The following is a 25,222-nucleotide window of genomic DNA, read 5'->3' as shown; positions in this document are numbered from 1 at the left end:
CCAGCCCTGCGCAGCCTTATGATCTGGTTCCGCAAGGCCTCCTGCGCTTCTTGATTCAGTGTTCGTGCATCGATCTTTTCCATGCCCGAACGATATCACAAACCGGCTTTTTATGCACTATTTAATTGCCGTGGTAATAACACCCAAGTCGGCCGTGATTATTATATCGCTCATACTTACCTCTCTTTTGATTTTGTTAGTGTCTGTGTATTACTAAAGCATGGCATGTGCCAGCAGGAAGCACTACCGCTTGTGGCGTAATTACGGTTAGATACGTGTGTCTGCTACCAGGGGGGATGGGGATTTTTCCTGTGAGGCAAGAATAATTCCAGCCGCACAGGAAAACTCCATACGGCTGGAACCTGCAGGAGATCCTATGAAGGTTTTAAATCGTGCTTGCTGAGGAGGGCGTACAACCTTGAGAGTGACAGTCCGGCAATGCGGCACGCCTCCTTGAGATCGCTGCCGGTGAGGGAGAGCAGATCGCGCAGGTATTCTTTTTCGGCCCGGGCGAATACCGTTTCGCGAAAGTCCTGGAGCCGGGGCAGCGACTGGGTGATCCGCTGGGGATCTGCTTCTGCTGCGGGCTGCTCCACGGCCGCCCGCGCGATCTGAACCCGCATGTCGAGGGGGAGGTGCTGGGGAAAGAGAGTCGGCTCCGTGCGGGCCGCCGCGAGAGCCCGTTCCAGCGTATTGACCAGTTCGCGCACGTTGCCGGGCCAGGAGTGCCGGGTCAGGGTGTCCAGAAATTCCGGGGCAAACCCTTTGGGGGCCAGACCGTAGCGATCGCAGAGCCTGTCCACGTGGTGACGGGCCAACTCCTTGATATCCTCCGGGCGCTCCCGGAGCGGCGGCAGCTCGATGGCGAACGCACGGAGCCGGAACAGCAGGTCGTCGCGGAAACTGCCGTCGCGCACCATCTGGTCGAGATCCCGGTTGGTGGCGGAGATGAGACGGAAATCACTCGCCAGCTCGCGCTGCCCGCCAAGGGGACGGAACCGGCGCTCCTGGAGAACCCGCAGGAATGCCTTCTGGACCGAGAGGGGAAGCTCGCCCACTTCGTCCAGGAAGAGGGACCCCCCGTGGGCCTGCTGGATGAGCCCTTCCCGGGCCTTTTCCGCTCCCGTGAACGTTCCCTTTTCGTGCCCGAACAGGAGGCTTTCCACCAGCGTTTCCGGCAGCGCGGCACAATCCACCACCACGAAGTTTCCCTCGACCCGGCGGCTGTTGTTGTGGATGGCCCGGGCAAAAAGTTCCTTCCCTGTTCCGGTTTCACCGGTAATCATTACCGAGGTATCGCCGGCGGCCGCCTGGGCCACCAGGTCCAGGCAATCCCGCATCTTATGGCTGTTGCCGACGATGTCATGGCGCTTGAGGGCGGTGACGCTCGTGCCGCGGCCGGCAATTTTTTCCTGCCGGTACTGGAGCGCGCGCACGAGATGCAGGGTCATCGCCTTGAGGGAGGTTCCCTTTTCGATATAGTCCCAGGCCCCGCTCCTGATGGCCAGCTCGGCGGAGTCCGGGTTGCCGTAGCCGGTGATGATGATTACCTCCGGCTCGCCAGGAGTCCGCTGGATATCCGGCAGAACGTCGAGACCGTTTCCATCCGGCAGGCTGACGTCGAGCAGCACCACGTCAAATGCCCCTGCCGCCGCCTTTTCGAGACCCTCCCCGAGGGTCGCGGCACTTTCCACCTGGTGTCCCATCCGCTTCACCATGTGCCACAGGGAAGAGCGCATCGATTCGTCATCGTCAATAATAAGGATTGCAGCCATGATCTCTTATACACTCCCGTTCATTACCCGTCGAATCGCCCGGGCCATTTCATCTCTGTCCACCGGCTTCCGCAGAACCTCGGCAATGCCTGCCGCCCGGGCCTCCTCACAGATGGCGTCCTCGTCTTCGTCCATGAAACCGGAGCAGAGGAGTACCGGCACATCGGGCCGGAGGAGGCGAATTTCCCTGATCAGTTCCGTGCCGGTCAACAGGGGCATGGTCTGATCGGTGATAATCAGGTCGAAGTTCCCGGGGTGAGCGGTGAACAGCTTCAGGGCCTCGACGCCGCCGGTGGTGGCAACGACCTCGTACCCGAGGCGCCGCAACATTTCCCCGGTGGTGGCGACCAAGTCTTCTTCGTCGTCAACGTAGAGAATCCGCTCGCTTCCTCCTGGGGGGAGGCCGTCCGGTACCGCCTCCGGCGGTTCCTCAATCGGTTCCGCCCTGGGAATCAGGACCCGCACGGTGGTTCCCTTGCCGGGCTCGCTCTCCACCACAATCCCCCCTCCATGATCCTTCACGATGCCGTAGACAACGGGCAGCCCCAGTCCTGTTCCCCTTCCCTGTTCCTTCGTGGTGAAAAACGGATCGAAGATTCGCTCCAGAACCTCACTTCCCATCCCGTGTCCCGTGTCTTTGACCGACAGTTCCACATAGGGCCCGGCATGGAGGTCGGGATGGGTGCCGGCAACATCCTCCTGAAGGGTGACATCTGACAGGGATATTTCCAGCACACCGACCTTGCCGTGCATCGCATGGGCAGCATTGGTGCAGAGATTCACGATGACCTGGTGGATCTGGGTCGGATCGACCAGGGCCATTGCCTCTTCGGAGCGGATGGCAGGACGGATATCGATGGTGGTCGGCAGCGATGCCCGCAGCAGCTTCAGGCATTCCTTCACGATGGGAGAGAGCCGCACCGTCTGCCGTTTCTGTTCCCCTTGCCGGCTGAAGGCGAGAATCTGCGTGACAAGGTTCCTGCCCCGCTCGGCGGCATTAAGCACAATTTCAAGCAGTTCCTGGTTGGTTATGCCTTCCTTGGCATCGTCGAGCGCCAGTTCTGAGCTGATGATGATGGCTCCCAGAATATTATTGAAATCATGGGCGATTCCTCCGGCCAGCGTCCCCACGGCTTCCATTTTCTGCGCATGGCGCAGCTGGTTTTCCAGCTGAATCTCCGGTGTCAGGTCCCGGACAATGACGGCATAGCTTACGACGGTGCCGGAGCTCTCCCTGACCGGGGAAAGAACTGCTTCGACATCCACAATGCTGCCGTCGTTCCGTGCGATGACATATCTGCCGGTATGGGTCGTCGACTGTGCGACAACGTCTTTGAGAGTCTGAACGAAGGGCGCTCCCAGGAGAGCCCCGCCGCAGTTGTGAATGCTTTCACCGATGATTGTGGCGCGGTCTGCCCCGTTGATCCTCTCAAACGCCGGATTGACGTAGCTTATCGCCCCATCGGGGGCAAAGAGAATGACCCCCTGCATGAACTGATCAATGACGGCAGCGAGAACCGCATGTTGTTGTTCGAACTGATTCTTTTCGGCCTGGATCCGGAGCGTTGCGATCCCGTAGGCGAGGTTGCCCGCCAGTTTCTGCAAAAGATCCACCTCTTCCGGGTCAAAGGCGTCGGCCTCATCGGCGTAAATGACCAGGGCGCCGAAGGTCCCGTCGTCGCCGGACAGCGGCAGCGCTATCACGGCAGACGCGATACGTTTGAACAGTTCGCCGGCACCCAGTCTGGCATTGATGTTCCGGACGACAGGAAACCCAGTAGAGAGAGCTTCCCGCGCGGCCCCCTGCCCCATATCCGGGTCGGGAAGGGTCTTCATCTTCGTTGCCTTGTTGTCCCAGCTCGCCACCGGCCGCACGGACGCCACCCCATCGGCCTCGGCAAACCAGACCCACGCCTGACGGTAGCCCCCGTGTTCCACCGCAACCCGGCAGACATCACTGACAAATCCCTGTTCATCCGCGGCATGCAAGAGAGTGTGATCGCACTCGCTCAGAGTCGCAAGCGCACGGTTGGTCCGCCGCAGCGACTCCTGTGAGCGTGTTATGGTCGCTTCCCTGCGGCGAATCAACAGAAACAGCAGAGCCGACGACACACCAATCAGCAGCACCCCGTTCAGCACGGTCAGCCACACCGCGGATTGCTGTCCCTTGAATGAGGTGCCGATCAGGGCGTACGTCACCAATAGCCACACTCCGCCAACTAGAGCATAGACGAGCGCGATTGAGAGGGGAGTCAGCCTCCTCTTGAACACAGGAGAAATCGTCTTGGACATGGGATCGTCTTTTCCGGGCCTATCGTTTTGTCATCATCTGCATTGCAGACTGACGACAGTTTTACAGTTTTAATGTTCCACTACCTCGTGCCGAACCGCACCCTTGCCGGCCAGTTTCACTGCATACATCAGATTGTCGGCTTTTTTCACCATCTCATCTACCGATGCCGGTGGGAGCATGTATGTTACCATCCCGACGCTGAAGGTTACCGGCCAGTCATCCTTGAGGGCTCCCTTAAGACTGTTCATCACTTTACGGACGACATTCCTTGCCGATTCAGCGTCGCTCTCCGGCAGGAGCAACGCAAATTCATCGCCGCCCAGTCTTGCCACCATATCGGTTGACCGTATGTTGCGACTGAGGGTCCCTGCCACTAAGCAGAGCAGGTCATTCCCTGCACTGTGTCCCATCGTATCATTAACCGTTTTGAAATTGTCGATATCGAGATAAATGATCGTCAGAGGGTGCCTGTAGCGAAGACTCCTGCCTAGTTCTTTTTCTGAAAATTCGAAAAAACACCTTCTATTGGGTAATTTTGTCAAATAATCGGTTTTTGCCAGGACCATTTCACGCTGCAATGAGCTTTTGAGCGCTGTTATCAGAATCGTTACCGTTAAAAAAAATGCCAACTCCATCATGTCGTTCCAATAAAGAACGACCGGGTATTCGTGATACTTCTTCGCCAACAAACTGGCTACGAGCCATGTCAAAGCGCAGGCAACGGATATTGCAATGCCGGGCAATCTCCCTGCATACCAGGAAACCAGTAAAACGGGAATCAGGTAGAGAATGGAGAGCGAAAAGTTGGGTCCCGTAAGGTAGTCAATTACGCCAACCATCCCAAGAATGATAACACCCAACGTGATAACAAGGGGCTTAGGCAGACTGTTGAGATGATCTTTCACGTTCATTTTTCTCTCTTGGGATGGCTGTCGTTCACCTGGCCTAGTCGCCCACCAACCGCTTCCGTTTCAGACCAGCACGATTGCACGGCGCATACCAACACCCGCTCTGTCGTAACCAGTTATTCTTTCAGCATATCGCATCTCGTGGAGGTGTATGTATCCGGAAATTGTTTCCTGTCCCCAATAAAGGTTCCTGCACAGCAGGAAAATTCTTGTCGGACAGGAGAGGCGTCAAAGAAGAACCATTAATCTTTGACGGGTTCTCTTCCTCAGCCATGGGCAGGTTGTTGGGAGCTGAGGAGCATGAATTAGTCCTGTCTGGCCGGGTACGTTATCCGCATCCCCTCCACGGTCGCCATGGCCGTGAGGCTATGCCGCGTTACGCTCCTAAGGCTCATGATGTTGCTGACTTCGATGCCGCGAACGACGAGGGCATCACCGATGAGCGAGCGGTGACAGCGCCAGGGTACGGTCTCGGCGCACATGATGGCAGTCGTTTTTCTTCGGGCCACCTTAATGAGTTCTTCCAGGGCCGCGTCAAACGCCGGCGTCTGCATGTAGTCGGCAAAGCCTCGAAAAGAGGCGTTGTGCCACCCCATGTTGGGCGAATCGGTCCGGGTGTGCCGCAATCCTCCCAGCTCTTTCATGTGCCGGTAGCCGATGCGACGGTTACGGAGGTATATGCTCAGGGTGTCGCGATTGAACTGGGGATTGTGCCGCGAGCGGGGGATGGTGCGCACGTCAACGAGCTGCCTGATGCCGTGCGCCCGTAACAGTCCGACGAATTCATCCAGGCTGCGCGTCGAATGACCCACGGTGTATATGGTCAGGGGTTGGGACTCCATCGCTATTTCCATGACGGCCCGTCCTTTCCTTTCCTGTCCAGGCATCAGGTCACACGGCCTTGACCGCCTGGTTCGCCGCAATGAGGAGAGGATCCCACACCGGTGCGTAGGGAGGCGCGTAGCTCAGATCGAGCTCCGCCAGCTCGAACACCGTCATCTGCTTGTAAATGGCTGTGGCGAGGACGTCGAGCCGTTTCGCCACCACGTCCTGTCCCACCATCTGGCCACCGAGGAGCAGACCGCTTCCCCTCTCGAACAGAAGCACGATCCGCATCGTGCCTCCCCCGGGGAATGATCCTCTCGTCGGTGTGTCCACGTGGATTTTTTTGAACTCTTTACCCATCTCCTGAAGCTGTCGTTCGTTGAGGCCGGTTGTGGCAACCGTCAGGTCGAAAAACTTGAACGCTGCGGTCTGATCGATGCCGTGAAACATCGTCATGGCATCGCGGTGAGCTATGTTGTTGCCCGCAAGACGTCCCTGTCTATTGGCGACCGGGCCAAGCGGCATGTAGCTGTTCCTCCCCAGTTGGCGGACATAGTGCTCGGAGCAGTCTCCGGCGGCAAAGACGCCGGGGAGGTTCGTCCGCAAGAAGCGGTCAACCTTGGCGGCCCCGGCAACTCCGAGTTCGCCCCCCGCCGTGGCGAAAAGAGCGGTGTTCGGCTTTACTCCTATGGCAACGACCACGAGGCCGGCGTCGAAATCGCCGGCCGTGGTCCGTACCGTGGCGCCTTCCTTCTCCAGGACGTCCACGCCGGCATGGAACTCGATCCCCTTCTCAGCAATCTTCTCCATCACCTTGTCCCGGATCTCCGCTGCAAAGGCGGGGAGAATCGTCGGGGCTTTTTCCACGATAACCGGCCGGATCCTCTTGTTGTAGAGGACGTCGGCCACCTCCAGATTGGTATATCCGGCCCCCACCAAAATCGCACATGATGGCGACTGATCATGAATCAGGCGTTTTACCCGCCGTGTGTCGTCCAGGGTCTTGAAGTAACAGACCGTCGGATCATCGAATCCTGGAAGGGACAGGGCGACGGGCCGATTGCCCGTGGAGTAGACCAGGAAATCATAGCTTTCGCGGTACTCCCGGTTCTCTACCCGGTCGACAACCGTCACCTCCTGGCGCCGGGGATCGATGGCGACAGCTTCATGGCGGAGCCGGTAATCGATGCCACGCCCGTTCCGGATCGTGTCGAGGCTCAGGGCATAGAGATCCTCCACCGGTGTATCCTTGAAGAAGAGGTTGTAGGGCATCCCGCAGGCGGCGTATGAAAGGTCGCCGGACTTTTCCAGGACAATCACCTGTGTCTCGCGATCCACGCGCTTGATCTGGCTGGCAGCGGACAGTCCGCCGGCTACCCCGCCGATAATCACCGTTTTCATCTGATCGCCTCCAAGGGTTTGTTATTGGCGCGTTGCACCGTACAGTCGGTTGCCTTGAATACACATCATCCTGCTTTATGCAGCGCCGGGCTGGCAGTCGCAGCGAGTTTCAACCCGGTTTCTCCCTGCTTGTTTGGCAGCATACATGGCATCATCGGCTCGCTTGATAAAGGTTTCCACCGTGTCATCTGGATAAAACTGGGCAACGCCAAAGCTGCAGGTAACGCTACCGATCTGCGGGAACCGGTGTTGTTCCACGCGGGATCTGATTTTCTCCGCAAGTTCCCGCCCCGTCCTGACATCGTTGTTGTGCACGAGAATGACGAACTCCTCCCCGCCGAAGCGGGCGAAGATGTCGGTCTGGCGGATCATGCCGGTTACGATTCGGACAAGTTCCTGCAATACGTTGTCGCCGGTTTCGTGCCCATGGGTGTCGTTGACCAGCTTGAAATGGTCAATGTCGAAGAAGATGAGCGCCAGCGGCATACCGTAGCGCTTTGCCTCCTGTATCTCCATGTGAAGCCGTCCAGAAAACTTCCGCCGGTTACAGATGCCGGTCAGAGAGTCGGTCGTTGCCTCGTTCTCAAGGATTGCATTCAATCGTTTCAGTTCTTGTTCAGCGAGATCCCGTTCTTCGGTGCGGCGCCGCAGTCCCCTGTAGCCGGTATACAACCCAGTGAGCCCCAACAGCCACATGACGCCATGGCCTGCCCAGAGCAAGCCAACCTGTTTACCCATGGCCGGCCCAAAGAGCATCATGGGCAGCCTGATACTGATGCCGCCACGGATATCGCCCTTTTTGTAGCCCTGGTGAGCATGACAGGGAAGACAGCTTTCTTCGGTGACCAAAGGGCGCATGAGCCGCATGTGCCTCATGCCGCCTTCCGTTACCACGCTGCTGACCTCCTGGCGGCCCTGTTCAAATTCACGCAAAGCTGATTCCTCCCAGAGGTCGGCTTTGTTCTCAGGCCGCAATGGTTTAAGGCTCGTGATCCGTCCGGAAATTTTATCCTTCTTCTGGGCAAACTCGTAAATCTGGCGCGTCATGTACGACGGATTGACAAGGGTCAGACGACGTCCGGACGGTGTTATCACATCCCGCTCCTGGACCGATGGCGGGTAGAACTGATTGGGCGAAAGTCCCCGGTCAGTCGGCACATAGATACCACCATGAAACGCATTCCAGTTGCGGTAGAGGATGTCTTTATCGATATATGCTCTGGCGACATTCTGAGCGATTGCCACGATCTCCTGCCGGTGGACAGAAATGCTTGCCAGGAGCGATATGACAATGACGATTGTCCAACCACAGGCAAGGATCAGGGAATAGGTTTCCGGCTGGGTCAGGCGAGATGGTTTCAGTTTGTTGATCCGCATAGTGTCAACAATGAGCATAGATGCTCGCAAAATTTCCCCTCATGTTTTCATCATACCCCGTTCAGTCGGAACCGGCTGTCATATCGATCATGATGTCGTCGCCGACCACCTCAACCCGGTAGGTTTTCAGGGTATAGCCGGGATGGTCGGTGCAGAAGCCATTGGCCAGGTCGTAGTGCCAGCCGTGCCGCGGACACGCTATGATGCCTTCCTTGACGATTCCCGCCAGCATCGGACTTCCCTGATGGGGACAATAGTTCTCGCAGGCGGATATCTTCCCCTTGTCGTTGATCAGCACCACCTCTTCACCGTTGACGGTGACGAGCTTCTTGCCCCAAAGGGGGACTTCGGCGAGTTTTGCAGCAAACAGCATGGGGACCCCTCCTTTCCTATCATAGATCTGACGCAATAAACCCGCCGAGACGGAGCATTCCATCCCGTCGGGGCAGTGCTGGAGAAGGGCAGCGGCAGACTCCGTCAGGCGAAGCTCCTCAGATAGTCGTGTTCGGTACTCCAGCTGATGCACGAAACCGGGCAGACATCGATGGCATCATGTTGGATGTCGTCCTCCGATGCGCCGTTGGGGTCGTAGCATTCCGCCTTGTTGTCGTCATCGAAGCGAAACACTTCGGGAACGTTGTCCACGCAGAGCCCACAGCTTATGCATTCTCCCTTGTCAACCCATGGTGCTTTTGTCATCTTTTCCTCCCTCATCCGGTTTAGTTAAAAAATTGTCGGTCACATGGCAACCGCCAATGCAAGGCCGGTTAGCCTTCTCTCCATAAAGCTCTCGTTTCCAGTTCCTCAGCCTTCTCCTTGAGCCGTTGTTGCTCTTTCTTGAGTTCTGCCGTCATCTCTTCTTTTCCCTCTTTCGCCCCTTTCATGAATTCCAGTTCCAAGAAGAATTGTAGATCAACAGGAGCCATGGGGTTCTGCACGGAACTGGGAACCGCTTTTACGATTATCTTTCTGGAACAGGTGGGATGGTCGATCAGTTCGCGGTGAATTTTCCTCTCCTTATTGCTTATCCGAATCCTTTCCCTGTAAGGCTCGTCCCTCACTGTGACTTCCCTGATAATTGAGCTTTCAAACACAAAGGAGTCGAACACTCCGTTGACGAACACGTTGTCATTTTCCGTGTTTTTAATCTCCTTCAGAGTTCCCCTTTCGAACACGAAAAAATCAAAGCGCCCGGGCGCAGATTCCATTCCACGCATCTTGAGTTCCTTGGTAATTCCACCTTCAAGCCGTTCCAATACCCTGACTGCTTCCACATTCGACATATACCTCTGTGGATTCTCAACACTGTCTAAAACAACGGACCAGACGGTCTCTAATTCAGCTCGCACCCATGTCCTGAAGGTTATTGCCATCATTGTTTGATCTCCAGAGAAGGATTATCGGGTAGTGAGGCGTATCTATCGCACATGAAACAGATCACGGCATGCCAGGTCAAGAAGCAGTGGGAACCGGTTGCGCAAGCCAATCAGATAGAAGGTGCGGAGTCCGGGCGTGTGCCAGCTAACCGGTTCTTCTGCCTGGATCGCCTAACCAGGGAATACAAGCGTCAAAGTTAAAACAAGCCTACTTGGGGAGATACGCCACAAATTCATTGAGTCTGTTCAGCGCCATTTCTATTTCTGCAAGGTTTGCTTTCAACTGACTCAAGTCATTCGTATCCAATTTCTGTGCGAATTCTTGAATTATCGCTATTTGTTCCGACAACACCTCATTTGTTCTGCAGTTTTCCATACGGAAATCCTCCTTTACCCTCGCTGTTGGACACCCGCTCAATTATTCATCCGTCTCCTCCAAAGCAGTGCTTCGCATCTGGTTCCCTGCCAATGTACCTCAAGGTGCAACCATCTGCCGAAATGGTTCTGTCAAAGCCTTGGCGATAAACTATGGGATTAGGAAGGTGGGGAATGATCGGTATTCAGACTCCATCCGTTTGAGTCATCAGAGCCCCCTGAGTTTTTTGGATGTACTTCCCTCGCCCACTTCCTCCACTGGTAGCCCGCCTTCGCAATATTTATTGAAACCACCGATCAAGAAGTGAACATCACTCCAGCCATTCTGATGAAGGAATTGCGCGGCTCGTAGGACTGGTTCATCTCCCGGACAAGTCGAGTAGACAATGATTGGTAGATCGCGGGGGATTTCGGAGAGATGTTGTTCCAACCTGTCATCTGGCACGCGTAGAGCACCCCGAACTTTCATGACCGCCAGATCCCAGTCTTGGTGATGTCGAAAATTTACGAAAAACAGCTCATCTCCGCTTTTCATGCGAGATTTTACTTCGTCAGCAGTCATTCCGAATTCGTCCATCATTGAGACCCTCCCTTTGACATCACGATGAACACGATTGTTCCAATCCAGTCCATCGCCAACAGCTTGTTTATCGGCCTCTCGTAGCGAAATGAGTATGCTGGCCGGCACTACAGCCGAGCTGAATAGTGATGCTTTCTATCATTCATCACGTTCCACGGTTCTATAGGCAGAATCAGGATCACATTGGGGGCGCAGGTATCGATCCAAGTCATCAAACACCTCATCGACGAGCAAGTGGATTGCCTGCACCTTGTTCAATTCTGGCGGTGTGGCCTGCGCGACGTAGTCATCATGCATCTGGGTAATGGACGTCTTCAAGTCACGCAGCTTGCAATAAACAACTACCAGCTCCCTATATTCACTCTCACCAAGTTCCTCCAGCATTTTTGCATTCAGTTTTTTCATGGTCGCTTTCTCCTTTTTTTGTTGGGACGGTGAAACGGGAAAGACAGCGTGTCGCCTGCGTCTTGCGGCCACCTCGACGGAATGATGCCCGGCTAGCTTTTCAGGAAACCAGAGATGATGGATAGGGGAATGGCGGCATAGCCCAAAAACAGCACCACTGCTGTTGCTATGCCTGCTTTTATGTAAATAGGACGCGTTTTGTCATTGCTCCATCCCATCGTCTGGAAAAAGCTCTGGATGCCGTGTGAGAGGTGAAAAAAGAGCACGATCATGGCAGCGACATAAACTGCGGTAATGGGACCGTACCGGAAACTGCTCACCATCATTGAATAAACATCGAAACGCCCTTGGGCGTCGACGCCAAGCGCCAAGCCGGGAATGATGCGAGCGGTAAAATGCAGGAGGTGGAAAATAATGAAAACCAGGAGAAGAAGCCCGGAATAGAGCATGGTTTTGCCGGCAAAAGTGGTGCTGAGCTTATTGTATATCGCATAGTCCGTGGGGCTGGCGGCCCGGTTTTCCAGGCTTATCTGAATTCCCAACACGACATGAATGACCAGTAACATCGCCATGATCGCCCGAAAAATCCAGACAAGAAACCCGAGGCTGTGTAGATGTTCAGCATAGGCATTGATGCCGTTTGGACCGATGAAAATGGATGAGTTCCCCAACATATGAATGAGAACAAAAAAAACCATGAGTTGCCCGGTTATTGCCATCAGGACTTTTCTCCCCACGGTGTTATTCAACAAACTCATGTTCCTACCTCCTGAAAGATATGAGCCAAACAAAAACTGATGGTCAAAAACCCTATTGATTTATCTTCAGGCTAATGTCTGACGCAGCACATAGGGGAGAATTCCCCCATGGCGGTAATAATCGAGCTCGTTGGGGGTGTCGATGCGGACCAGCACCTGAAATTCCCTGACGCTTCCGGTGGCGGTCCGGGCTGTGACCCGGAGCGTCCCGCCGGGGGCAAGGGAGGCGATCCCATCGATGTCAAAGGTCTCCCCGCCGCTGAAGCCGAGGGTTGCGCCGGTTTCACCCGCCATGAACTGGAGCGGCAGAACCCCCATGCCGATGAGGTTCGAACGATGGATCCGCTCGAAACTCTGCGCAATCACCGCGCGGACCCCCAGGAGCCTGGTTCCCTTCGCGGCCCAGTCCCGGGATGAGCCGGTGCCGTATTCGGCGCCGGCCATGACGACGAGGGGGATGCCCTTCTCCTGGTAGCTCATGGCGGCATCGTAGATGGACATGACCTCCCCCTCCCCCTTGGGGAAGTATTTCGTCACGCCTCCCTCGACCCCCGGCACCAGCAGGTTGCGGATCCGAATGTTGGCGAAGGTTCCTCGGACCATCACCTCGTGATTACCGCGGCGGGAGCCGTAGGAGTTGAAGTCCTCGGGCTTCACCCCCAGGGAGACGAGATAGCGGCCGGCCGGGGACTCCCGGGCGATGGCGCCGGCCGGGGAGATGTGGTCGGTGGTGACCGAGTCTCCCAGGAGCGCCAGAACCCGGGCGCCGCGGATATCGTTGACCGGTGCCGGCACGGCCGTGACATCGGCGAAAAAGGGCGGTTCCTTCAGATAGGTGGATGTTTCCTCCCATCGGAACAGCTCGCTCGCGGGAACGGGGAGCCCCTCCCAGTCCCCGTTGCCCCGCAGGATATCGGCGTAGCCACGGCTGAAACGCTCGGGAGTCACGTATCTGCGCACCAGATCGGCAACCTCCTCGTCCGCGGGCCAGATATCCCTCAGGTAGACCGGCTGGCCGTTCGGATCGATGCCGACCGGATCGCGGGTAAGATCCATCGAGATGTTTCCGGCCAGGGCATAGGCCACCACCAAGGGAGGCGAGGCAAGGTAGTTTGTCCGGACATAGTTGTTGATCCGCCCCTCGAAGTTGCGGTTTCCCGACAGGACCGCCGCCACGGCGAGACCGCCGTCCACTACGGCCTGGGCGATATGGTCGGGGAGCGGTCCGCTGTTGCCGATGCAGGTGGTGCAGCCATAGCCCACGAGATGGAAGCGGAGCCCTTCCAGGTATGCCATGAGTCCGGCGGAGGCGAGATAATCGGTCACAACCCGGGAGCCGGGGGCAAAGCTGGTCTTGACCCACGGTTTGACCTGGAGACCCCGCTGCACCGCATTTCTGGCAAGGAGTCCGGCGGCCATGAGAACCGACGGGTTCGAGGTGTTGGTGCAACTGGTGATGGCGGCAATGACGATGGAGCCGTGGCAGAGATTGTAGGCCACGCCGTCGGGCTGCCTGACCGGCACGCACCGCTCCAGGGGGCCGAGCTTCTCGTCCGGAGGGGCGATGGAAAGCTCCGGGGCCACATAGCGGGGGGCCCCGCCGTCGCCGAACCAGCAGTCCAGGATGCTCCGGTCCATGCGGGCCGCCTCGTTCTGCATGAGTCCGGCCAGGGATTTCCGGAATGAGCCGCGCACCTCTGTGAGGGGTATCCGGTCTTGGGGGCGGGAAGGGCCGGCCACACACGGCTCCACGGTGCCGAGATCCAGCTCGATGGTGTCCGAGTACCGCGGCTCCGGCTGATCAGGGCTGTACCACAGGCCCTGCTCCCGAAAATAGGCTTCGATGAGAGGGACCAGAGCGGCCCGGCCGGTGAGACGCATATAGTCGAGCGTCTGTCCGTCCACCGGGAAAACTCCGATGGTCGCTCCGTACTCGGGGGCCATGTTGCCGATGGTGGCGCGGTCGGCAACCGTAAGCGAGGCCAGGCCCGGGCCGAAGAACTCCACGAACGCGCCGACCACCCCCTTCTTGCGCAGCATCTGCGTGACCGTGAGGACCAGGTCCGTGGCCGTTGCGCCCGGGGGGAGCCTCCCCGCGAACCTGAACCCCACCACCCGGGGAATCAGCATGGAACAGGGCTGGCCCAGGAGCGCCGCTTCCGCCTCTATTCCCCCTACCCCCCACCCCACGACCCCCAAGCCGTTGACCATGGTGGTGTGGGAATCGGTGCCGACAAGGGTGTCGGGATAGACCCATTTCCTGTCGTTCTGTTTGGCCACCATGGCAATTCGGGCGAGGTATTCGAGGTTTACCTGGTGACAGATGCCGGTATCGGGCGGGACCACGCGAAAATTGCGGAACGCCCTCTGTCCCCAGCGGAGAAACTGGTAACGCTCGCGGTTGCGCCTGAATTCGAGATCGGCATTCGTCTCGGGAGCCGAGAGGGTGCCGTACTGATCCACCTGCACCGAATGGTCGATGATGAGATCGGCCGGCTGCAAGGGATTGATCCGGGCGGGATCGCCCCCCAGGCGCTTCAGGGCCGAGCGCATGGCGGCCAGGTCGGCGATTGCCGGCACGCCGGTAAAGTCCTGGAGCAGAACCCGCGCCGGCATGAACTGGATCTCCCGATCCGGGAGAGTCCGGGGATGCCAGTGGCCGAGCGCCACGATATCATCCCGAGTGACCGTGACCCCGTCCTCACGACGCAGAAGGTTCTCCAGAAGGATCTTGATCGAGTAAGGGAGCCGTGAAATATCCGCGCGGAACGACTCGGCGAACTTCGGCAGGGAGTGGTAGTTGTAGCGGGATCGGCCAAGGGCCAGGATCGTCCTGCTTTCGAAACTGTCGAGGCTGTTTCGTGACATACTCTCACCTCACGCTGTCTTCGGCTGAAAATTTGGCCGATTACAATCGCTGCGTTTGTTCTGCCAGCACTTCGGCCATTGTCACGAACCGGTGATGCTCACCCTTCCCGATCGATTCCTCGACCAGTTCAAACTTTTCCAGCAGTTCCCGCTGCTCTTCGTCGCTCAGAATCTTGTTGGTCATGGGAAACAGCAGATAATCTTCCTTCCAGATATGGTTGGGGTAGAGGTTCACCAATCCTTGCAGACTTGCGCGCAAACGTTCATTGGCCTCGGGGGCACCCTTCCCGCAGGCCTCTGCGGCCTCGGCCAACTCCATAACGAGTTTTCTGCCGCTCTGATGCTCATGGATGAGGATCCCCAGGGGGCAGCCGGTAACCGGCACCCCTTTCGCCTCAAGGAGGGGAAAGAGGTGACTCTCTTCCTTGCCGTGATGACACTTGTCGGCGAACATCCGCATGAACTCCACCAAGTCCCGGAGAATGCTGCAGTCCGGCCCTTTCCCCGCGTCCAACCCTTCAGCAAGAGCGGCCATGACGCCCACCACCAACTGGATAATGTGATGTTCCTCTTCCAGAATTTCGGTCGGCTTCTTCTCCATTGTCCTCGTCCTCCCCAGTGTCAGGCAAAACTCCTCAGATAGTCGGGCTCGGTATTCCACGTGATGCACGAAACCGGGCAGACATCAATGGCGCCGCTCTGGATGTCGTCCTCGGAGGCGCCATTGGGGTCGTAGCATTCCGCCTTGTTTTCGTCATCGAAACGAAACACCTCGGGAACGTTGTCCACACAAAGCCCGCAGCTTATGCATTCTCCCTTGTCAATCCATGGTGCTTTGATCATATGCATCCTCCCGGTAAAAGTTTAGGCGCCGAACACGTTCGGCGCCCCTTGGACACGTAACAAACCTGAATTCTGTTGTGAGTGGCACCAAGGGTACTATACTTCCCGAGGAATGCAACTCAGGCAGACGATTGATCCGTTGAATCAGCTGGAACACGACCAACGGCCGGGAGGTCTCTGTCTTGGCGGAAACTGAGCCTGGCAGGTACTTGAACTTGCTGGGGGGCGTGATAACGTTAAGTGCACTCCCAATCTGTCCGAAGTGTCCGAAGGAGGAAATAATGACAGAGTCGATGAGTTCGCAAACAGCGGAGACAGCCGACAAAACAATCGGCGAATTCGTTGCCGAGGACTACCGGACCGCAGAAGTTTTCGAGAAGTACGGAATCGACTTCTGCTGTGGCGGAAACGTAGCACTTTCTGCCATCTGCCAGCGGCAAGGGATCGATCCTGCCGTCCTCTTACGGGAAATTGAGGCGGCGAAGAGGGAACCGATGGAGCGGAGCCAGAACTTTGCCGCGTGGGAACTCCCGTTCCTGGCCGACTACATCGTTGCCGTCCACCACGCCTACATCAAGGACAATGCCGGGCAGATAGCCCTGTACGCCCGCAAGGTCGCCGAGGTCCACGGCGGCCGCCATGCCGAAGTGAAGGAGATCGCCGCGATCTTCGAGAAGGTCGCCGCCGATCTGGCAACCCATCTGCGCGAGGAGGAGGAAATCTTCTTTCCGGCCGTCAAGCGGGCCGCTGCGGCGAAAAAGGCGGGGGAAAGGCCGGAACTGCGGGATATCGACGCCATCCGGGGGGATCTGGTGAGACTCCGCCGGGAGCACGAAGAGGTAGGCGATGCAATTCACACCATCCGTCATCTCGCCAGGGATTTCGCGCTCCCCGGCGACGCCTGCAACACCTACGCGGTCACCTACCAGAAACTGAAGGAGTTCGAGGACGACCTCCACAAACACGTGCACCTGGAAAACAACATCCTTTTCCTGAAAGCGGAAAGAGATCTGATCCCCTCGGCATTGTGAGTGTGGTTAACGGGCGAGGCGCCAACCGGGCTTGCCGTTCGGGGATGGGTGACTATGACTGAGAAAAAGCGCGGCAAGGACAGGTTGCAGATAGACCCGTTCGAGTTGAAACTGGCTAGGGAGGTGGAGCGGCTCCTCTTCCCGAAGAGTTCCCCCGTTTGCACGTGGAACTGCATCGGCGTGAAGAACCGCACGGCGGGGGTGCTGGGCGGAGACTATTTCGACTCCATCCCCCTGCCGGACAGCCGATTGGCCCTCATTATCGGTGATGTCACCGGCCACGGCCTCCACGCATCTGTCGTGATGTCGATGCTCTACGGATTCATCCACCATGCGGCATTCGAACTGATTGAACCGAAAGAAATCGCCTCGCGGGTAAATGCATTTCTCATCCATTTTGCCGAGCGGTCCCGGACGTTCGACCTCTATTTTTCGACCACGCTCTTCATGGGGATTATCGACCCGAAGACCCTGGAACTGGATTACGTCAACGCAGGGCATGTCCCTCCCCTGGTTCGCCGTGCAGACAACATCATCGAGCTTGCCCCAACCACCAACCCCCTCGGGTATTTCGGGACACTCGATTTCCTCCCCGCCTCCTTCAGCCTGGAGCCCGGCGATCGCTTGCTTCTCTATACCGACGGAATCATCGAAGCCGTCAATCCCTCCGGCGACCGGTTCGGCCTGGAGCGCCTGAAGGAGATGCTGGCACGCAATGGGTCGGATCACCTGGAGTTCCTTGACTCCGTCTTCACGAGCCTTCAAACGTTCGGTGCCGCCGACCCTCCGGATGATGACTGCACCCTCCTTGTCGTCGATATCCACGGCCCGTCAACGGCGTAATTTCTCCAATAGTCCCGGCGCTCGCCGGTCAAAGATGCGGTAGGCCCCCAGCTTTGTCCGGGCCTCGATCACGAACCAGACAAGGGTGTAGAGCCAGACGATCCCTCCCCATCCCCATCGGAGCCATGAAGATGTACAGCCATGACCGACACGCCCCCCATGGCCTGATACAATGATGAGCTGTCAACCAGACGCTGAGTCTGGGCCGAGATCAGGTTGATCCGTATACGCTGCGCCTGCTGCTGGGCGATGAGTAGTTGCACATAGTCGGCCGCACCCAACTGGTATTGCCGTTCCACGGATTTGAGCGAACCTTGCGCGGCCTCATGGGCGGCGGCGAAGGCAGCCAATGCCTGCGCGTCGTTTTCCACCGCGTGCAGGGCGTCGGCGACAGTGCGCAGGGCATCCAGAACGACCCTCTGGTAATTGGCAACGGCTGCATCGAAGGCAGCGAATGCTGCACGCTTTTCTGCAGAGAGGCCGGGATTGAACAGCGGTTGCGTCAATTGGCCGACAAGGCTCCACACCGCCGACCCGCTGCCAAACAGGGCGCCGGTGGTAAACGCCTGGCTGGCGAGATCGGAGCTCAGGGTGAGTTGCGGATAGAGCCTGGCCACGGCCGCCCCGTATTCGGCATTGGCCGCATGCAGCAATGCCTCGGATGCCCGGATGTCCGGGCGGCGGCGCACCAGCTCCGACGGCACGACAACAGGCAATTGGGCCGGCAGGGTGAAATCCGCGAGGGTGAAGATCGGGACATCGCCCGCGCCCGGCGCTCGGCCGGCAAGCACGGCGAGAAGATGTTCAGTCTGCTGAAGCTGCTTGCGCAGCCCGGGCAAATCGGCGCGCGTCTGCTCCGTCTGGGTTTCCAGCAACAGCACCTCGTTGGGCGATGCCTGGCCCAAACGGAGGCGTTCGCGGGCAATCCGCAACTGCTCCTCCTCGGCGTGCAGGATGGCGCCTGTGGCTTCGATCTGGGTGTCGAGCCGCGCTCGGGTGATCGCTGCGGTGACAATGTTGCCCGCAAGGGTCAGACGCACGGCTTCCACTTCGTAGCGGCGGTAGTCCGCGCGGGCGGCCAGGGCTTCCAGTGTGCGGCGGGTTCCCCCTGCAAGATCGAGGTTGTAGCGTACGCCCACGCCGGCATTGTACAGGCTGAACTCCCGCGCATTGCCGTCTTGTCCAAATATGCCCGGATTCAGGCGTTGGCGTTGGGCGCTGAAACCGGCGTTCACCTGGGGATAAAGCGTCGATCCCGCACGGGCGGCATAGATCTCCTCCGCCTGGCGCAACGTGGCCCGTGCAGAGGCAAGGGAGGGGCTCCCCGTGAGCGCCACCTCGATCAGAGCGTCCAGCTTGGAAGATTTCAGGCTACGCCACCATTGGGCTTCGAGGGGCACGCCGGTGACGAACTGCTGCGCTTCACCCATTGTTGTTGGTGCGGAAGCGGTCTGCTCGGGAATAGGGGTCGCCGTGTAATTGGATACATCCGGAGCAGCCGGGCGTTTGAAGTCGGGCCCCACCGCACAGCCGGCAAGCATGAAGACAAGGGCCGGCGCCATGAGTTTCCGCGTCCACAGGAGGAATCCGGGGTGGATCATACAATGCTCCTTCCGTTCGGTCCCGCGTTCATTGGAAACCCCGCCCCTCGCCTGCTTCTTCATGTGTCACTCCGTCGCGGATGTGGTAGATGCGCTTGAAGGTAGGAATGATTTTCTCGTCGTGGGTAACAACGATAACGGCGGTCTCGAACTTGCGTGCCATGTCGTTGAGGATGCGGATGACCGCCATGGCGCGCTCTGAATCCAACGGTGCCGTGGGCTCGTCGGCCAGGATCACCGGCGGGTGGTTGACCAGGCCGCGTGCAATAGCCACCCGCTGCTGCTCGCCGCCCGACAACTGGGAAGGCATCGCTTTGGCACGGTGCTGCACGTCCAGGGCGGCGAGGAGGTCGAGGGCACGCTTGCGCGCCTCGGCGTTGGGCACTCTCGCCAGCATGGGGAGCAGTGCCACGTTGTCGGTGACGTCGATAAAGGGGATGAGATAGGGTGCCTGAAACACGAAGCCGATTTTGTCGCGACGCAGGGCGCGCAGGTCGCGAACTTTCCAGCCGTTGTCGTAGATGACCTCGCCCCCCAGCGTCATGGAGCCGGCAGTAGGGTCGATCACCGCCCCCAGACATTTGAGCAGAGTGCTTTTTCCCGAACCGGACGGGCCAATCAGGCCGACCACCTCGCCGGGCTCTACGTGCATATCGACTCCCTTCAGCGCATCGACAGCGGTGTCCCCTTGGCCGTAGCGTTTCCTCAACCCTTCGATGAGTATCCCTTTGCCGTCCATATCAACCTCCAATCGCTTCAGCCGGATCGACCTTGAGCGCCATGCGGATGGCGACGATACTGGAAAGGACGCAGATCAGCATCACGGCGAAGAAACCCGCAATGGAATCGCGCGGCATCAGCAGCACATACTTGGGAAAGAACGGCGCGGCGTAGGTGGCGGCAATCTTCCCCACCACGAAGCCGATCACCCCCAGGGCCAGCGCCTGTTGGAGGATCATGGCGGCGATGGTGCGGTTGCGGGTGCCGATGAGTTTCAGCACGGCGATCTCGCGGATTTTGTCCATGGTGAGCGTATAGATGATGAAGGCGATGATGGTCGCGCTGACAAAAGCCAGAATCACCAGAAACATTCCTATCTGCTTGGCCGAAGTGGCGATCAGTTTGCCCACGAGAATCCCTTCCATCTCTGTCCGGTCGTAGACCGTCAGGCGCTTCCACCGGCGGATGGCATCGGTCACCTCCTCCGGCGCCTGGCCCGGCTTCAGGGTGACCAGCACGGCATTGACGAAGGCGTTGGTGCTCTGGGAGGCGATAACGGCATCCAGCAGCCCCGGCACCCCGGGTTGGTTGAAGGCCGGGGTGGCCCCGGTGCGGCGCCGGCTTTGCCAAATGGCGTCGTTGTCTTTGAGGAACTGCGCTTCCTGGGCATCCTTGAGGGGAATGAACACCATCGGGTCGCCGCTCGACGACACCATTCGCCGGGTCAGGCCGACAACGGTGTAGTGATTGCGTCGTATGGCGATGCGATCCCCCAGTTTGAAGCCGGTAGCGATGTCGGCCACTGCTTCGTAGTGCCAGCGCGTGATCTGGCGTCCCGCCACCAGATAGGGAGGCCATCCGGGGGTGACGCCGATGTCGCCGGGGGCTATGCCGACGACCATGGAGCGCACATCGTTTCCCCCCTTGCGCACCTGCATGGTCAGGTACGTCACGTTAGCCGCCCGGTCGACCCCCGGCATGGCGAGGATGCTCCGATAAACGTCATCATTCAGGCTGGACGACTCCGCGTAGGGTCCCAGGGTATCCTTCTGCACCACCCACAGGTCGGCGCCGCTGTTATCCAGCAGGACCCTGCCGTCATCGACCATCCCCCGGTAGACTCCGGCCATGGTGAGCGTCACCCCTATCAGCAGGCCGAGGCCGACGCCCGTAAAGACAAACTTCCTCCACGCATGGAGTATGTCCCGGCTGGCGAGGCTTATCATTTGGACACCCCGGGGATGCGCTCCACCACGCGAACACGGCTCCGGGCGTGCAGCATCTTTTCGCTGTAACCCACGATCCGGTCTCCCTCCTTGATCCCCTCGCGCACCTGCACGAAGCCGTTCAGGTCGGAAGCTCCCACCTTAAGCGGTGCGAAACCGAGCTTCCCATCCGCGATGCGCCACACGCCGATCCCTCCGCCATTGCGCCGGATGGCGGCATTGGGAACCACGGGCGCCGCCGGGAGGGAGGGGAGATCGATGGTGACTTCGGCCAGCTCCCCCACCGGCGGCAACGGGCGGGGTATCATGTCGAAGACGACCTTGGCCAGGGTCTCTTCGGTGACGGCATCCGCCTTGGGCTCCACGCGGAGTACGCGGCCCTGCAATGCCTCTCCCTCCCGGGAGCGGAGGACAACGCGGGCGGGGAGCCCCCCTGCGAGCCCGGCCGCGTTGATCTGATCGAAGCGCACGTTGACCCAGAGAGTTTTGGGATCGATGACCTCGACCACGGCCTGGCCGGCAACGATGGTGGTACCGGGGTCGGCGTTCCGGACGGCAACCACTCCGTCGACTGGGGCGATGAGGCGCAGATTGCTCCTCTGTGCCGCCAGGGCCTCGCGGTCGGAACGGGTTCGGGCGAGGTCTTCCCGGGCCGCGGCAAGCGCGGCGTCCGCTATCTGCAGTTCATGCCGCTTCGTGGTGGCGGATTCCTCGCTGGTGGAACGCACGGCCAGCAACTGTCCATAGCGGTCTGCCTGGATCTTCGCGTAAGCCTGCCGGGCTTCCGCCTCGCGCAGTGCCGCCTGTGCCCGATTAAGGGCCGACTCTTGGGAACGGACCCGGTCATCGAGATCGACCGGATCCATCTCGCCGAGCACCTGTCCCGCCTTGACATGGTCTCCCACATGCACATCCAGGCGTTTGACGCGCCCGGCAAAGGTGGGCCCGATCTTGTAAGTGTAGCGGGCCTCCACCGTACCGATGCCGAATAGGCTGGGCGTTATCGCCTGGGATTCCACTCTTGCGACCGTCACGGCCACGGGTGCCAAGGGGCCGGACCGGAAACCAACATAGACGAAGAGTGCCAGCAGCGGAATGATGACCGCAATCAGGGTCAGCGTGCGTCCCTGCAGGGAAAGTCGTTTCATGGCGTACTCCCTATGCCGCGTCGGTAAATGGCAAATACCCGTGGCGCGTCGCGTCGCATACGCTCCACTTCTCCGGCCAGTAGCGATTGCATGACAAGACCTTGAATCGTGCCAATGAACAGGGTGGCAGCTGCCTCCTTATCCAGCGATGGCGATAATTCACCGCTCGCCTTGCCTTTCTCGATCAGGTGGTGCAGACGCTCCCCGTAACGCTGAATCAACATCTGCACCATGCGCTTGGCTGGCGTCGATTCAGCGCGCTGGAGTTCGCTGAACATCATCCGGGGTACGCCGGGATGCTCAGCCACGAATTCGACGTGACTCATGAACATCGCTTCCATGGCCGCCAGAGTCGAGTCGATTCCTTGCGCCGCCCGATCGATCCGATTCAGGAGACGCTCGGCCACCCACTCCATGACGGCTTGCCAGATGGCGTCCTTGCTCGGGAAGTGTCGGAACAATGCCCCTTGAGTTAGATGCATGTGCTTGGCGATAGCAGCGGTCGTGATTTCGCTGGGGTTTTGTGATCCAGCCAATTCAACTACCGCCTCGACCGTTACGGCGCGCCGTTCATTCGCTGGAAGATGTCTTGCATGATTGTTCATGGTAGCCTCGTTAAAGATAGTAATTAATTACTATCTTAATTGAAAAGAAAAAAATAGCAAGCATACTGTTCATGTCAAAATAAACCACAGAGATGTGGGTGCAAAAAGTATACTTTATGCACTCCACCCTTCACGTTTCATCGAGATCGTGATTTGCCCAAAAATAAGTGCAATAATATGTGCAACAATCAAAGTGCATAAAATTGACAGCGCCATTAAGTTGTGGCACTATCAGTATGTTTCAGATTTCAGAAAAGTATATTGAGGCTCACAATGTCTCACCCTCACAAAATCGGCTACGCAAGAGTAAGTACATCGGGTCAAAATCTTGATTCCCAGCTCGACGATCTCAAAAAAGCCGGGTGCAGCAAAATATTTGCTGATCGAATCAGTGGGGTAAAAGAATCACGACCGGAGTGGAACCAACTGCTCGAGTATCTGCGACATGGCGACACACTCGTCATTACAGAATTGAGCCGGATGTCGAGATCTCTTATGCATCTTCTGCAGACGGTGAAAATCTTGGAAGAAAGAGGAATCCATCTCCAATCCCTACGTGAAAACATCAACACCTCTACCGCCACTGGCAGAGCTTTTATTTCCATTATGGGGGCCATTAACCAAATGGAGAGAGAACTAAAGGCTGAAAGAGCGGCGGCAGGGAGAGCAGCGGCAAAAGCGAGAGGTAGAACCGGTGGAAGACCTAAAACAGATCGGACAAAACTTGAGCAGGCACGGATCCTTTACGAGAACTCAAACCAGACTGCCGCAGAAATCTGCAAAGCGATTGGAATAGGGAGGAGAACCTTTTTCAGTTATCTCGCTGAAGTACGTAGCCCAGAAAAGACACCTTGAATGTAATGCAAGAATTCGTATTGAGCTACAGTTACTTCGACGGCAGCCGCGCTCTAGTAAATACTTTTAGCTAATACCGCAGCATAGTAAATACTTTTACGTAATATTTGATTTATGTAAAAGTATTTACAAAAAAAACTGACATCAATAGTTGCAACGAATTGAAGTCGGTAGATAGTAAACAATATTACTTGTTCAGAGTTGACATACATAAAGCGTCGACTGTTGTGTGATCAACGCCCCTCTACTTAGCAGCCAAGGTTCCCTTGTGCATCGCTCACGATATGAACCTTAAGCGGACGCCCAGTATCAAAATGCACGTCCCGTTGCGGGAACGAGATAATAATCCCCTTTTCCGCAAACCGTTTCTCGATCATGAAGCGCAGATCGCTTGCCACTTTGAGCGCATTGACCTGGGGCAGCATCTCGATCCAGAAATAGAGGGCAAAAATGAGGGAGTTGTCGCCGAAGTCCTCGAAGAGAACCACCGGTTCCGGGGTATTGAGAATCAGCCCGTGCCGGCCGGCGCACTCCATGAGAACTTCCGAAACGGCCTGTACCGGCGAACCGTAGGCGACTCCGACCCGAAGCACCCGGCGCATCTGGGGGCTGGTGTGGGTCCAGTTGGTCACCTTGTTTTCCAGGAAGCTCGCGTTCGGGATCAGCGTTTCCACCCCGTCGAACCCAAGGACGGTGGAGGAGCGGATGTCGACCTCCGTCACCCTTCCCACGACCCCTTCCACCTCTACGATGTCGCCTACCCTCACCTTGCGTTCGATCAGAAGGAGTATCCCGCTGATGAAATTCTTGATGAGGGTCTGGGTGCCGAAGCCGACACCGATGGCCAGCGCGCCACCGAGGAAGGCGAAAACGGTCAGAGGAATACGTGCCAGGTTGAGGGTGAGTACCAGCAGGATGAACGCGAAGACCGCAACGAGCCAGCGGCGCATGACGTTCGCGTTCTGCTCGTTGACGCCGAACCGGCTGACCAGGACCCGTTGCAGACGCCGGCCCAGAAACGCGATTACCATGTAGCCGGCAAAAAACAGGATGACCGCGCCTGCGCTCTTGCCGACCGTAACACCTCGGGAGGTGATGATCTTCTGCCCACCCACCTCAACCGTGTCTTCCACCGCAAAGAGTTCGAAATTCCAGATCAACCTGGCGTAATGCCTGAATGATACAGACCAATCGACCAGGAATTGCCCCACTGACCGTGATGCACGCTGCTCCTGAAAATCTTTCTGCCAGCGAGCGAGCTGCGTCTGTATGACGTATCCTGAAGACAATGGACACTCCCACTTGGTAAACTACCGAGAGGGAGGGGAACATGAAGAAGCAGCAACGTTACACGCCAGAGTTTCGAGCAGAGGCGGTCAAACTGGTAACAGAGCAAGGGCTGTCCCAAA

At 57.8% G+C, this 25,222-nt stretch carries 26 protein-coding genes; 4 read left to right on the top strand and 22 right to left on the bottom strand.

Features of this window, described 5'->3' with window-relative positions:
- Positions 1 to 374: 374 nt before the first annotated feature.
- The 16 genes from RCH91_RS13825 to RCH91_RS13750 all read right to left on the bottom strand — a co-directional run bounded on the left by RCH91_RS13825 (position 375) and on the right by RCH91_RS13750 (position 15,784).
- Positions 375 to 1,775, bottom strand: a complete 1,401-nt coding sequence (locus RCH91_RS13825; protein WP_306535552.1) for a sigma-54 dependent transcriptional regulator — start codon at positions 1,773 to 1,775, stop codon at positions 375 to 377.
- 6 nt (positions 1,776 to 1,781) lie between these two features.
- Positions 1,782 to 3,974: an ATP-binding protein gene (locus RCH91_RS13820; protein WP_306535551.1), complete on the bottom strand. Its 2,193-nt coding sequence runs from the start codon at positions 3,972 to 3,974 to the stop codon at positions 1,782 to 1,784.
- A gap of 162 nt (positions 3,975 to 4,136) precedes the next feature.
- Positions 4,137 to 4,979 (bottom strand): diguanylate cyclase, encoded by an 843-nt coding sequence (locus tag RCH91_RS13815; RefSeq protein ID WP_306535550.1) that lies wholly within the window; start codon positions 4,977 to 4,979, stop codon positions 4,137 to 4,139.
- 302 nt (positions 4,980 to 5,281) lie between these two features.
- A complete protein-coding gene (locus RCH91_RS13810; protein WP_306535549.1) occupies positions 5,282 to 5,830 on the bottom strand; it encodes a DUF488 family protein in 549 nt (182 codons plus the stop codon).
- A gap of 37 nt (positions 5,831 to 5,867) precedes the next feature.
- Positions 5,868 to 7,202 (bottom strand): FAD-dependent oxidoreductase, encoded by a 1,335-nt coding sequence (locus RCH91_RS13805; RefSeq protein ID WP_306535548.1) that lies wholly within the window; start codon positions 7,200 to 7,202, stop codon positions 5,868 to 5,870.
- 75 nt (positions 7,203 to 7,277) lie between these two features.
- Complete coding sequence (locus tag RCH91_RS13800; RefSeq protein ID WP_306535547.1) at positions 7,278 to 8,579, bottom strand: diguanylate cyclase; 1,302 nt, start codon at positions 8,577 to 8,579, stop codon at positions 7,278 to 7,280.
- A 61-nt stretch (positions 8,580 to 8,640) separates the two neighbouring features.
- The gene (locus tag RCH91_RS13795; protein ID WP_306535546.1) at positions 8,641 to 8,952 is read right to left on the bottom strand and encodes a Rieske (2Fe-2S) protein; all 312 of its coding nucleotides are present in this window, start codon (positions 8,950 to 8,952) and stop codon (positions 8,641 to 8,643) included.
- A 104-nt stretch (positions 8,953 to 9,056) separates the two neighbouring features.
- A complete protein-coding gene (locus RCH91_RS13790; RefSeq protein WP_306535545.1) occupies positions 9,057 to 9,278 on the bottom strand; it encodes a ferredoxin in 222 nt (73 codons plus the stop codon).
- Between the two features lie 68 nt (positions 9,279 to 9,346).
- Positions 9,347 to 9,955 carry a hypothetical protein gene (locus RCH91_RS13785; protein WP_306535544.1) on the bottom strand — a complete coding sequence of 203 codons (609 nt, stop codon included), beginning with the start codon at positions 9,953 to 9,955 and terminating at the stop codon, positions 9,347 to 9,349.
- Between the two features lie 208 nt (positions 9,956 to 10,163).
- Positions 10,164 to 10,331, bottom strand: a complete 168-nt coding sequence (locus RCH91_RS13780) for a hypothetical protein (protein WP_306535543.1) — start codon at positions 10,329 to 10,331, stop codon at positions 10,164 to 10,166.
- A gap of 207 nt (positions 10,332 to 10,538) precedes the next feature.
- Complete coding sequence (locus RCH91_RS13775; protein ID WP_306535542.1) at positions 10,539 to 10,910, bottom strand: rhodanese-like domain-containing protein; 372 nt, start codon at positions 10,908 to 10,910, stop codon at positions 10,539 to 10,541.
- A 138-nt stretch (positions 10,911 to 11,048) separates the two neighbouring features.
- Positions 11,049 to 11,315 (bottom strand): hypothetical protein, encoded by a 267-nt coding sequence (locus RCH91_RS13770; protein WP_306535541.1) that lies wholly within the window; start codon positions 11,313 to 11,315, stop codon positions 11,049 to 11,051.
- Between the two features lie 92 nt (positions 11,316 to 11,407).
- On the bottom strand, positions 11,408 to 12,073 hold the full coding sequence (locus RCH91_RS13765) for a succinate dehydrogenase cytochrome b subunit (RefSeq protein WP_306535540.1): 666 nt from the start codon (positions 12,071 to 12,073) through the stop codon (positions 11,408 to 11,410).
- 66 nt (positions 12,074 to 12,139) lie between these two features.
- Positions 12,140 to 14,941, bottom strand: coding sequence for an aconitate hydratase AcnA (acnA, locus tag RCH91_RS13760; protein WP_306535539.1), 2,802 nt, complete (start codon positions 14,939 to 14,941; stop codon positions 12,140 to 12,142).
- A gap of 40 nt (positions 14,942 to 14,981) precedes the next feature.
- The gene (locus RCH91_RS13755) at positions 14,982 to 15,542 is read right to left on the bottom strand and encodes a hemerythrin domain-containing protein (protein ID WP_306535538.1); all 561 of its coding nucleotides are present in this window, start codon (positions 15,540 to 15,542) and stop codon (positions 14,982 to 14,984) included.
- A gap of 20 nt (positions 15,543 to 15,562) precedes the next feature.
- A complete protein-coding gene (locus RCH91_RS13750; protein ID WP_306535537.1) occupies positions 15,563 to 15,784 on the bottom strand; it encodes a ferredoxin in 222 nt (73 codons plus the stop codon).
- Between the two features lie 281 nt (positions 15,785 to 16,065).
- Between RCH91_RS13750 and ric the strand changes: the two genes are divergently transcribed.
- Together ric and RCH91_RS13740 are read left to right on the top strand one after the other, a co-directional pair.
- Positions 16,066 to 16,815 (top strand): iron-sulfur cluster repair di-iron protein, encoded by a 750-nt coding sequence (ric, locus tag RCH91_RS13745; protein ID WP_306535536.1) that lies wholly within the window; start codon positions 16,066 to 16,068, stop codon positions 16,813 to 16,815.
- 54 nt (positions 16,816 to 16,869) lie between these two features.
- Positions 16,870 to 17,658 carry a PP2C family protein-serine/threonine phosphatase gene (locus RCH91_RS13740; protein ID WP_306535535.1) on the top strand — a complete coding sequence of 263 codons (789 nt, stop codon included), beginning with the start codon at positions 16,870 to 16,872 and terminating at the stop codon, positions 17,656 to 17,658.
- 68 nt (positions 17,659 to 17,726) lie between these two features.
- Here the strand turns inward: RCH91_RS13740 and RCH91_RS13735 are convergent, their stop codons facing one another.
- The 5 genes from RCH91_RS13735 to RCH91_RS13715 are packed head-to-tail and all read right to left on the bottom strand — an operon-like array spanning position 17,727 to position 22,958.
- Positions 17,727 to 19,259, bottom strand: coding sequence for an efflux transporter outer membrane subunit (locus RCH91_RS13735; protein ID WP_373694393.1), 1,533 nt, complete (start codon positions 19,257 to 19,259; stop codon positions 17,727 to 17,729).
- A 28-nt stretch (positions 19,260 to 19,287) separates the two neighbouring features.
- Positions 19,288 to 19,998, bottom strand: coding sequence for an ABC transporter ATP-binding protein (locus RCH91_RS13730; RefSeq protein ID WP_306535533.1), 711 nt, complete (start codon positions 19,996 to 19,998; stop codon positions 19,288 to 19,290).
- Position 19,999: 1 nt separating this feature from the next.
- Positions 20,000 to 21,205 (bottom strand): FtsX-like permease family protein, encoded by a 1,206-nt coding sequence (locus tag RCH91_RS13725; protein WP_306535532.1) that lies wholly within the window; start codon positions 21,203 to 21,205, stop codon positions 20,000 to 20,002.
- Positions 21,202 to 22,353, bottom strand: coding sequence for an efflux RND transporter periplasmic adaptor subunit (locus RCH91_RS13720; protein ID WP_306535531.1), 1,152 nt, complete (start codon positions 22,351 to 22,353; stop codon positions 21,202 to 21,204). The genes RCH91_RS13725 and RCH91_RS13720 overlap by 4 nt, the downstream gene beginning before the upstream one ends.
- Entirely contained in the window at positions 22,350 to 22,958 is a 609-nt protein-coding gene (locus RCH91_RS13715; protein ID WP_306535530.1) for a TetR/AcrR family transcriptional regulator, read from the bottom strand. The genes RCH91_RS13720 and RCH91_RS13715 overlap by 4 nt, the downstream gene beginning before the upstream one ends.
- 273 nt (positions 22,959 to 23,231) lie before the next feature.
- Between RCH91_RS13715 and RCH91_RS13710 the strand changes: the two genes are divergently transcribed.
- Positions 23,232 to 23,813 carry a recombinase family protein gene (locus tag RCH91_RS13710; protein ID WP_306535529.1) on the top strand — a complete coding sequence of 194 codons (582 nt, stop codon included), beginning with the start codon at positions 23,232 to 23,234 and terminating at the stop codon, positions 23,811 to 23,813.
- Between the two features lie 248 nt (positions 23,814 to 24,061).
- Here RCH91_RS13710 and RCH91_RS13705 read toward each other — a convergent pair whose 3' ends face one another.
- Complete coding sequence (locus RCH91_RS13705; RefSeq protein WP_306535528.1) at positions 24,062 to 24,973, bottom strand: mechanosensitive ion channel family protein; 912 nt, start codon at positions 24,971 to 24,973, stop codon at positions 24,062 to 24,064.
- Positions 24,974 to 25,143: 170 nt separating this feature from the next.
- Between RCH91_RS13705 and RCH91_RS13700 the strand changes: the two genes are divergently transcribed.
- On the top strand, positions 25,144 to 25,222 hold a 79-nt coding region (locus RCH91_RS13700), incomplete at its 3' end, for a transposase (RefSeq protein ID WP_306534530.1).

Source organism: Geobacter sp., from assembly GCF_030834625.1.
Lineage (GTDB): Bacteria > Desulfobacterota > Desulfuromonadia > Geobacterales > Geobacteraceae > Geobacter.
This window is presented reverse-complemented; position numbering and strand designations above follow the sequence as displayed.

Excerpts from the sequence above, each read along its gene's own strand:
- RCH91_RS13825 (WP_306535552.1), bottom strand. The coding sequence starts at position 1,775 with ATGGCTGCAATCCTTATTATTGACGATGACGAATCGATGCGCTCTTCC.
- RCH91_RS13815 (WP_306535550.1), bottom strand. The coding sequence starts at position 4,979 with ATGAACGTGAAAGATCATCTCAACAGTCTGCCTAAGCCCCTTGTTATC.
- RCH91_RS13810 (WP_306535549.1), bottom strand. The coding sequence starts at position 5,830 with ATGGAAATAGCGATGGAGTCCCAACCCCTGACCATATACACCGTGGGT.
- RCH91_RS13805 (WP_306535548.1), bottom strand. The coding sequence starts at position 7,202 with ATGAAAACGGTGATTATCGGCGGGGTAGCCGGCGGACTGTCCGCTGCC.
- RCH91_RS13800 (WP_306535547.1), bottom strand. The coding sequence starts at position 8,579 with ATGCGGATCAACAAACTGAAACCATCTCGCCTGACCCAGCCGGAAACC.
- RCH91_RS13795 (WP_306535546.1), bottom strand. The coding sequence starts at position 8,952 with ATGCTGTTTGCTGCAAAACTCGCCGAAGTCCCCCTTTGGGGCAAGAAG.
- RCH91_RS13790 (WP_306535545.1), bottom strand. The coding sequence starts at position 9,278 with ATGACAAAAGCACCATGGGTTGACAAGGGAGAATGCATAAGCTGTGGG.
- RCH91_RS13785 (WP_306535544.1), bottom strand. The coding sequence starts at position 9,955 with ATGATGGCAATAACCTTCAGGACATGGGTGCGAGCTGAATTAGAGACC.
- RCH91_RS13780 (WP_306535543.1), bottom strand. The coding sequence starts at position 10,331 with ATGGAAAACTGCAGAACAAATGAGGTGTTGTCGGAACAAATAGCGATA.
- RCH91_RS13775 (WP_306535542.1), bottom strand. The coding sequence starts at position 10,910 with ATGATGGACGAATTCGGAATGACTGCTGACGAAGTAAAATCTCGCATG.
- RCH91_RS13770 (WP_306535541.1), bottom strand. The coding sequence starts at position 11,315 with ATGAAAAAACTGAATGCAAAAATGCTGGAGGAACTTGGTGAGAGTGAA.
- RCH91_RS13765 (WP_306535540.1), bottom strand. The coding sequence starts at position 12,073 with ATGAGTTTGTTGAATAACACCGTGGGGAGAAAAGTCCTGATGGCAATA.
- acnA (WP_306535539.1), bottom strand. The coding sequence starts at position 14,941 with ATGTCACGAAACAGCCTCGACAGTTTCGAAAGCAGGACGATCCTGGCC.
- RCH91_RS13755 (WP_306535538.1), bottom strand. The coding sequence starts at position 15,542 with ATGGAGAAGAAGCCGACCGAAATTCTGGAAGAGGAACATCACATTATC.
- RCH91_RS13750 (WP_306535537.1), bottom strand. The coding sequence starts at position 15,784 with ATGATCAAAGCACCATGGATTGACAAGGGAGAATGCATAAGCTGCGGG.
- ric (WP_306535536.1), top strand. The coding sequence starts at position 16,066 with ATGACAGAGTCGATGAGTTCGCAAACAGCGGAGACAGCCGACAAAACA.
- RCH91_RS13740 (WP_306535535.1), top strand. The coding sequence starts at position 16,870 with ATGACTGAGAAAAAGCGCGGCAAGGACAGGTTGCAGATAGACCCGTTC.
- RCH91_RS13735 (WP_373694393.1), bottom strand. The coding sequence starts at position 19,259 with ATGATCCACCCCGGATTCCTCCTGTGGACGCGGAAACTCATGGCGCCG.
- RCH91_RS13730 (WP_306535533.1), bottom strand. The coding sequence starts at position 19,998 with ATGGACGGCAAAGGGATACTCATCGAAGGGTTGAGGAAACGCTACGGC.
- RCH91_RS13725 (WP_306535532.1), bottom strand. The coding sequence starts at position 21,205 with ATGATAAGCCTCGCCAGCCGGGACATACTCCATGCGTGGAGGAAGTTT.
- RCH91_RS13720 (WP_306535531.1), bottom strand. The coding sequence starts at position 22,353 with ATGAAACGACTTTCCCTGCAGGGACGCACGCTGACCCTGATTGCGGTC.
- RCH91_RS13715 (WP_306535530.1), bottom strand. The coding sequence starts at position 22,958 with ATGAACAATCATGCAAGACATCTTCCAGCGAATGAACGGCGCGCCGTA.
- RCH91_RS13710 (WP_306535529.1), top strand. The coding sequence starts at position 23,232 with ATGTCTCACCCTCACAAAATCGGCTACGCAAGAGTAAGTACATCGGGT.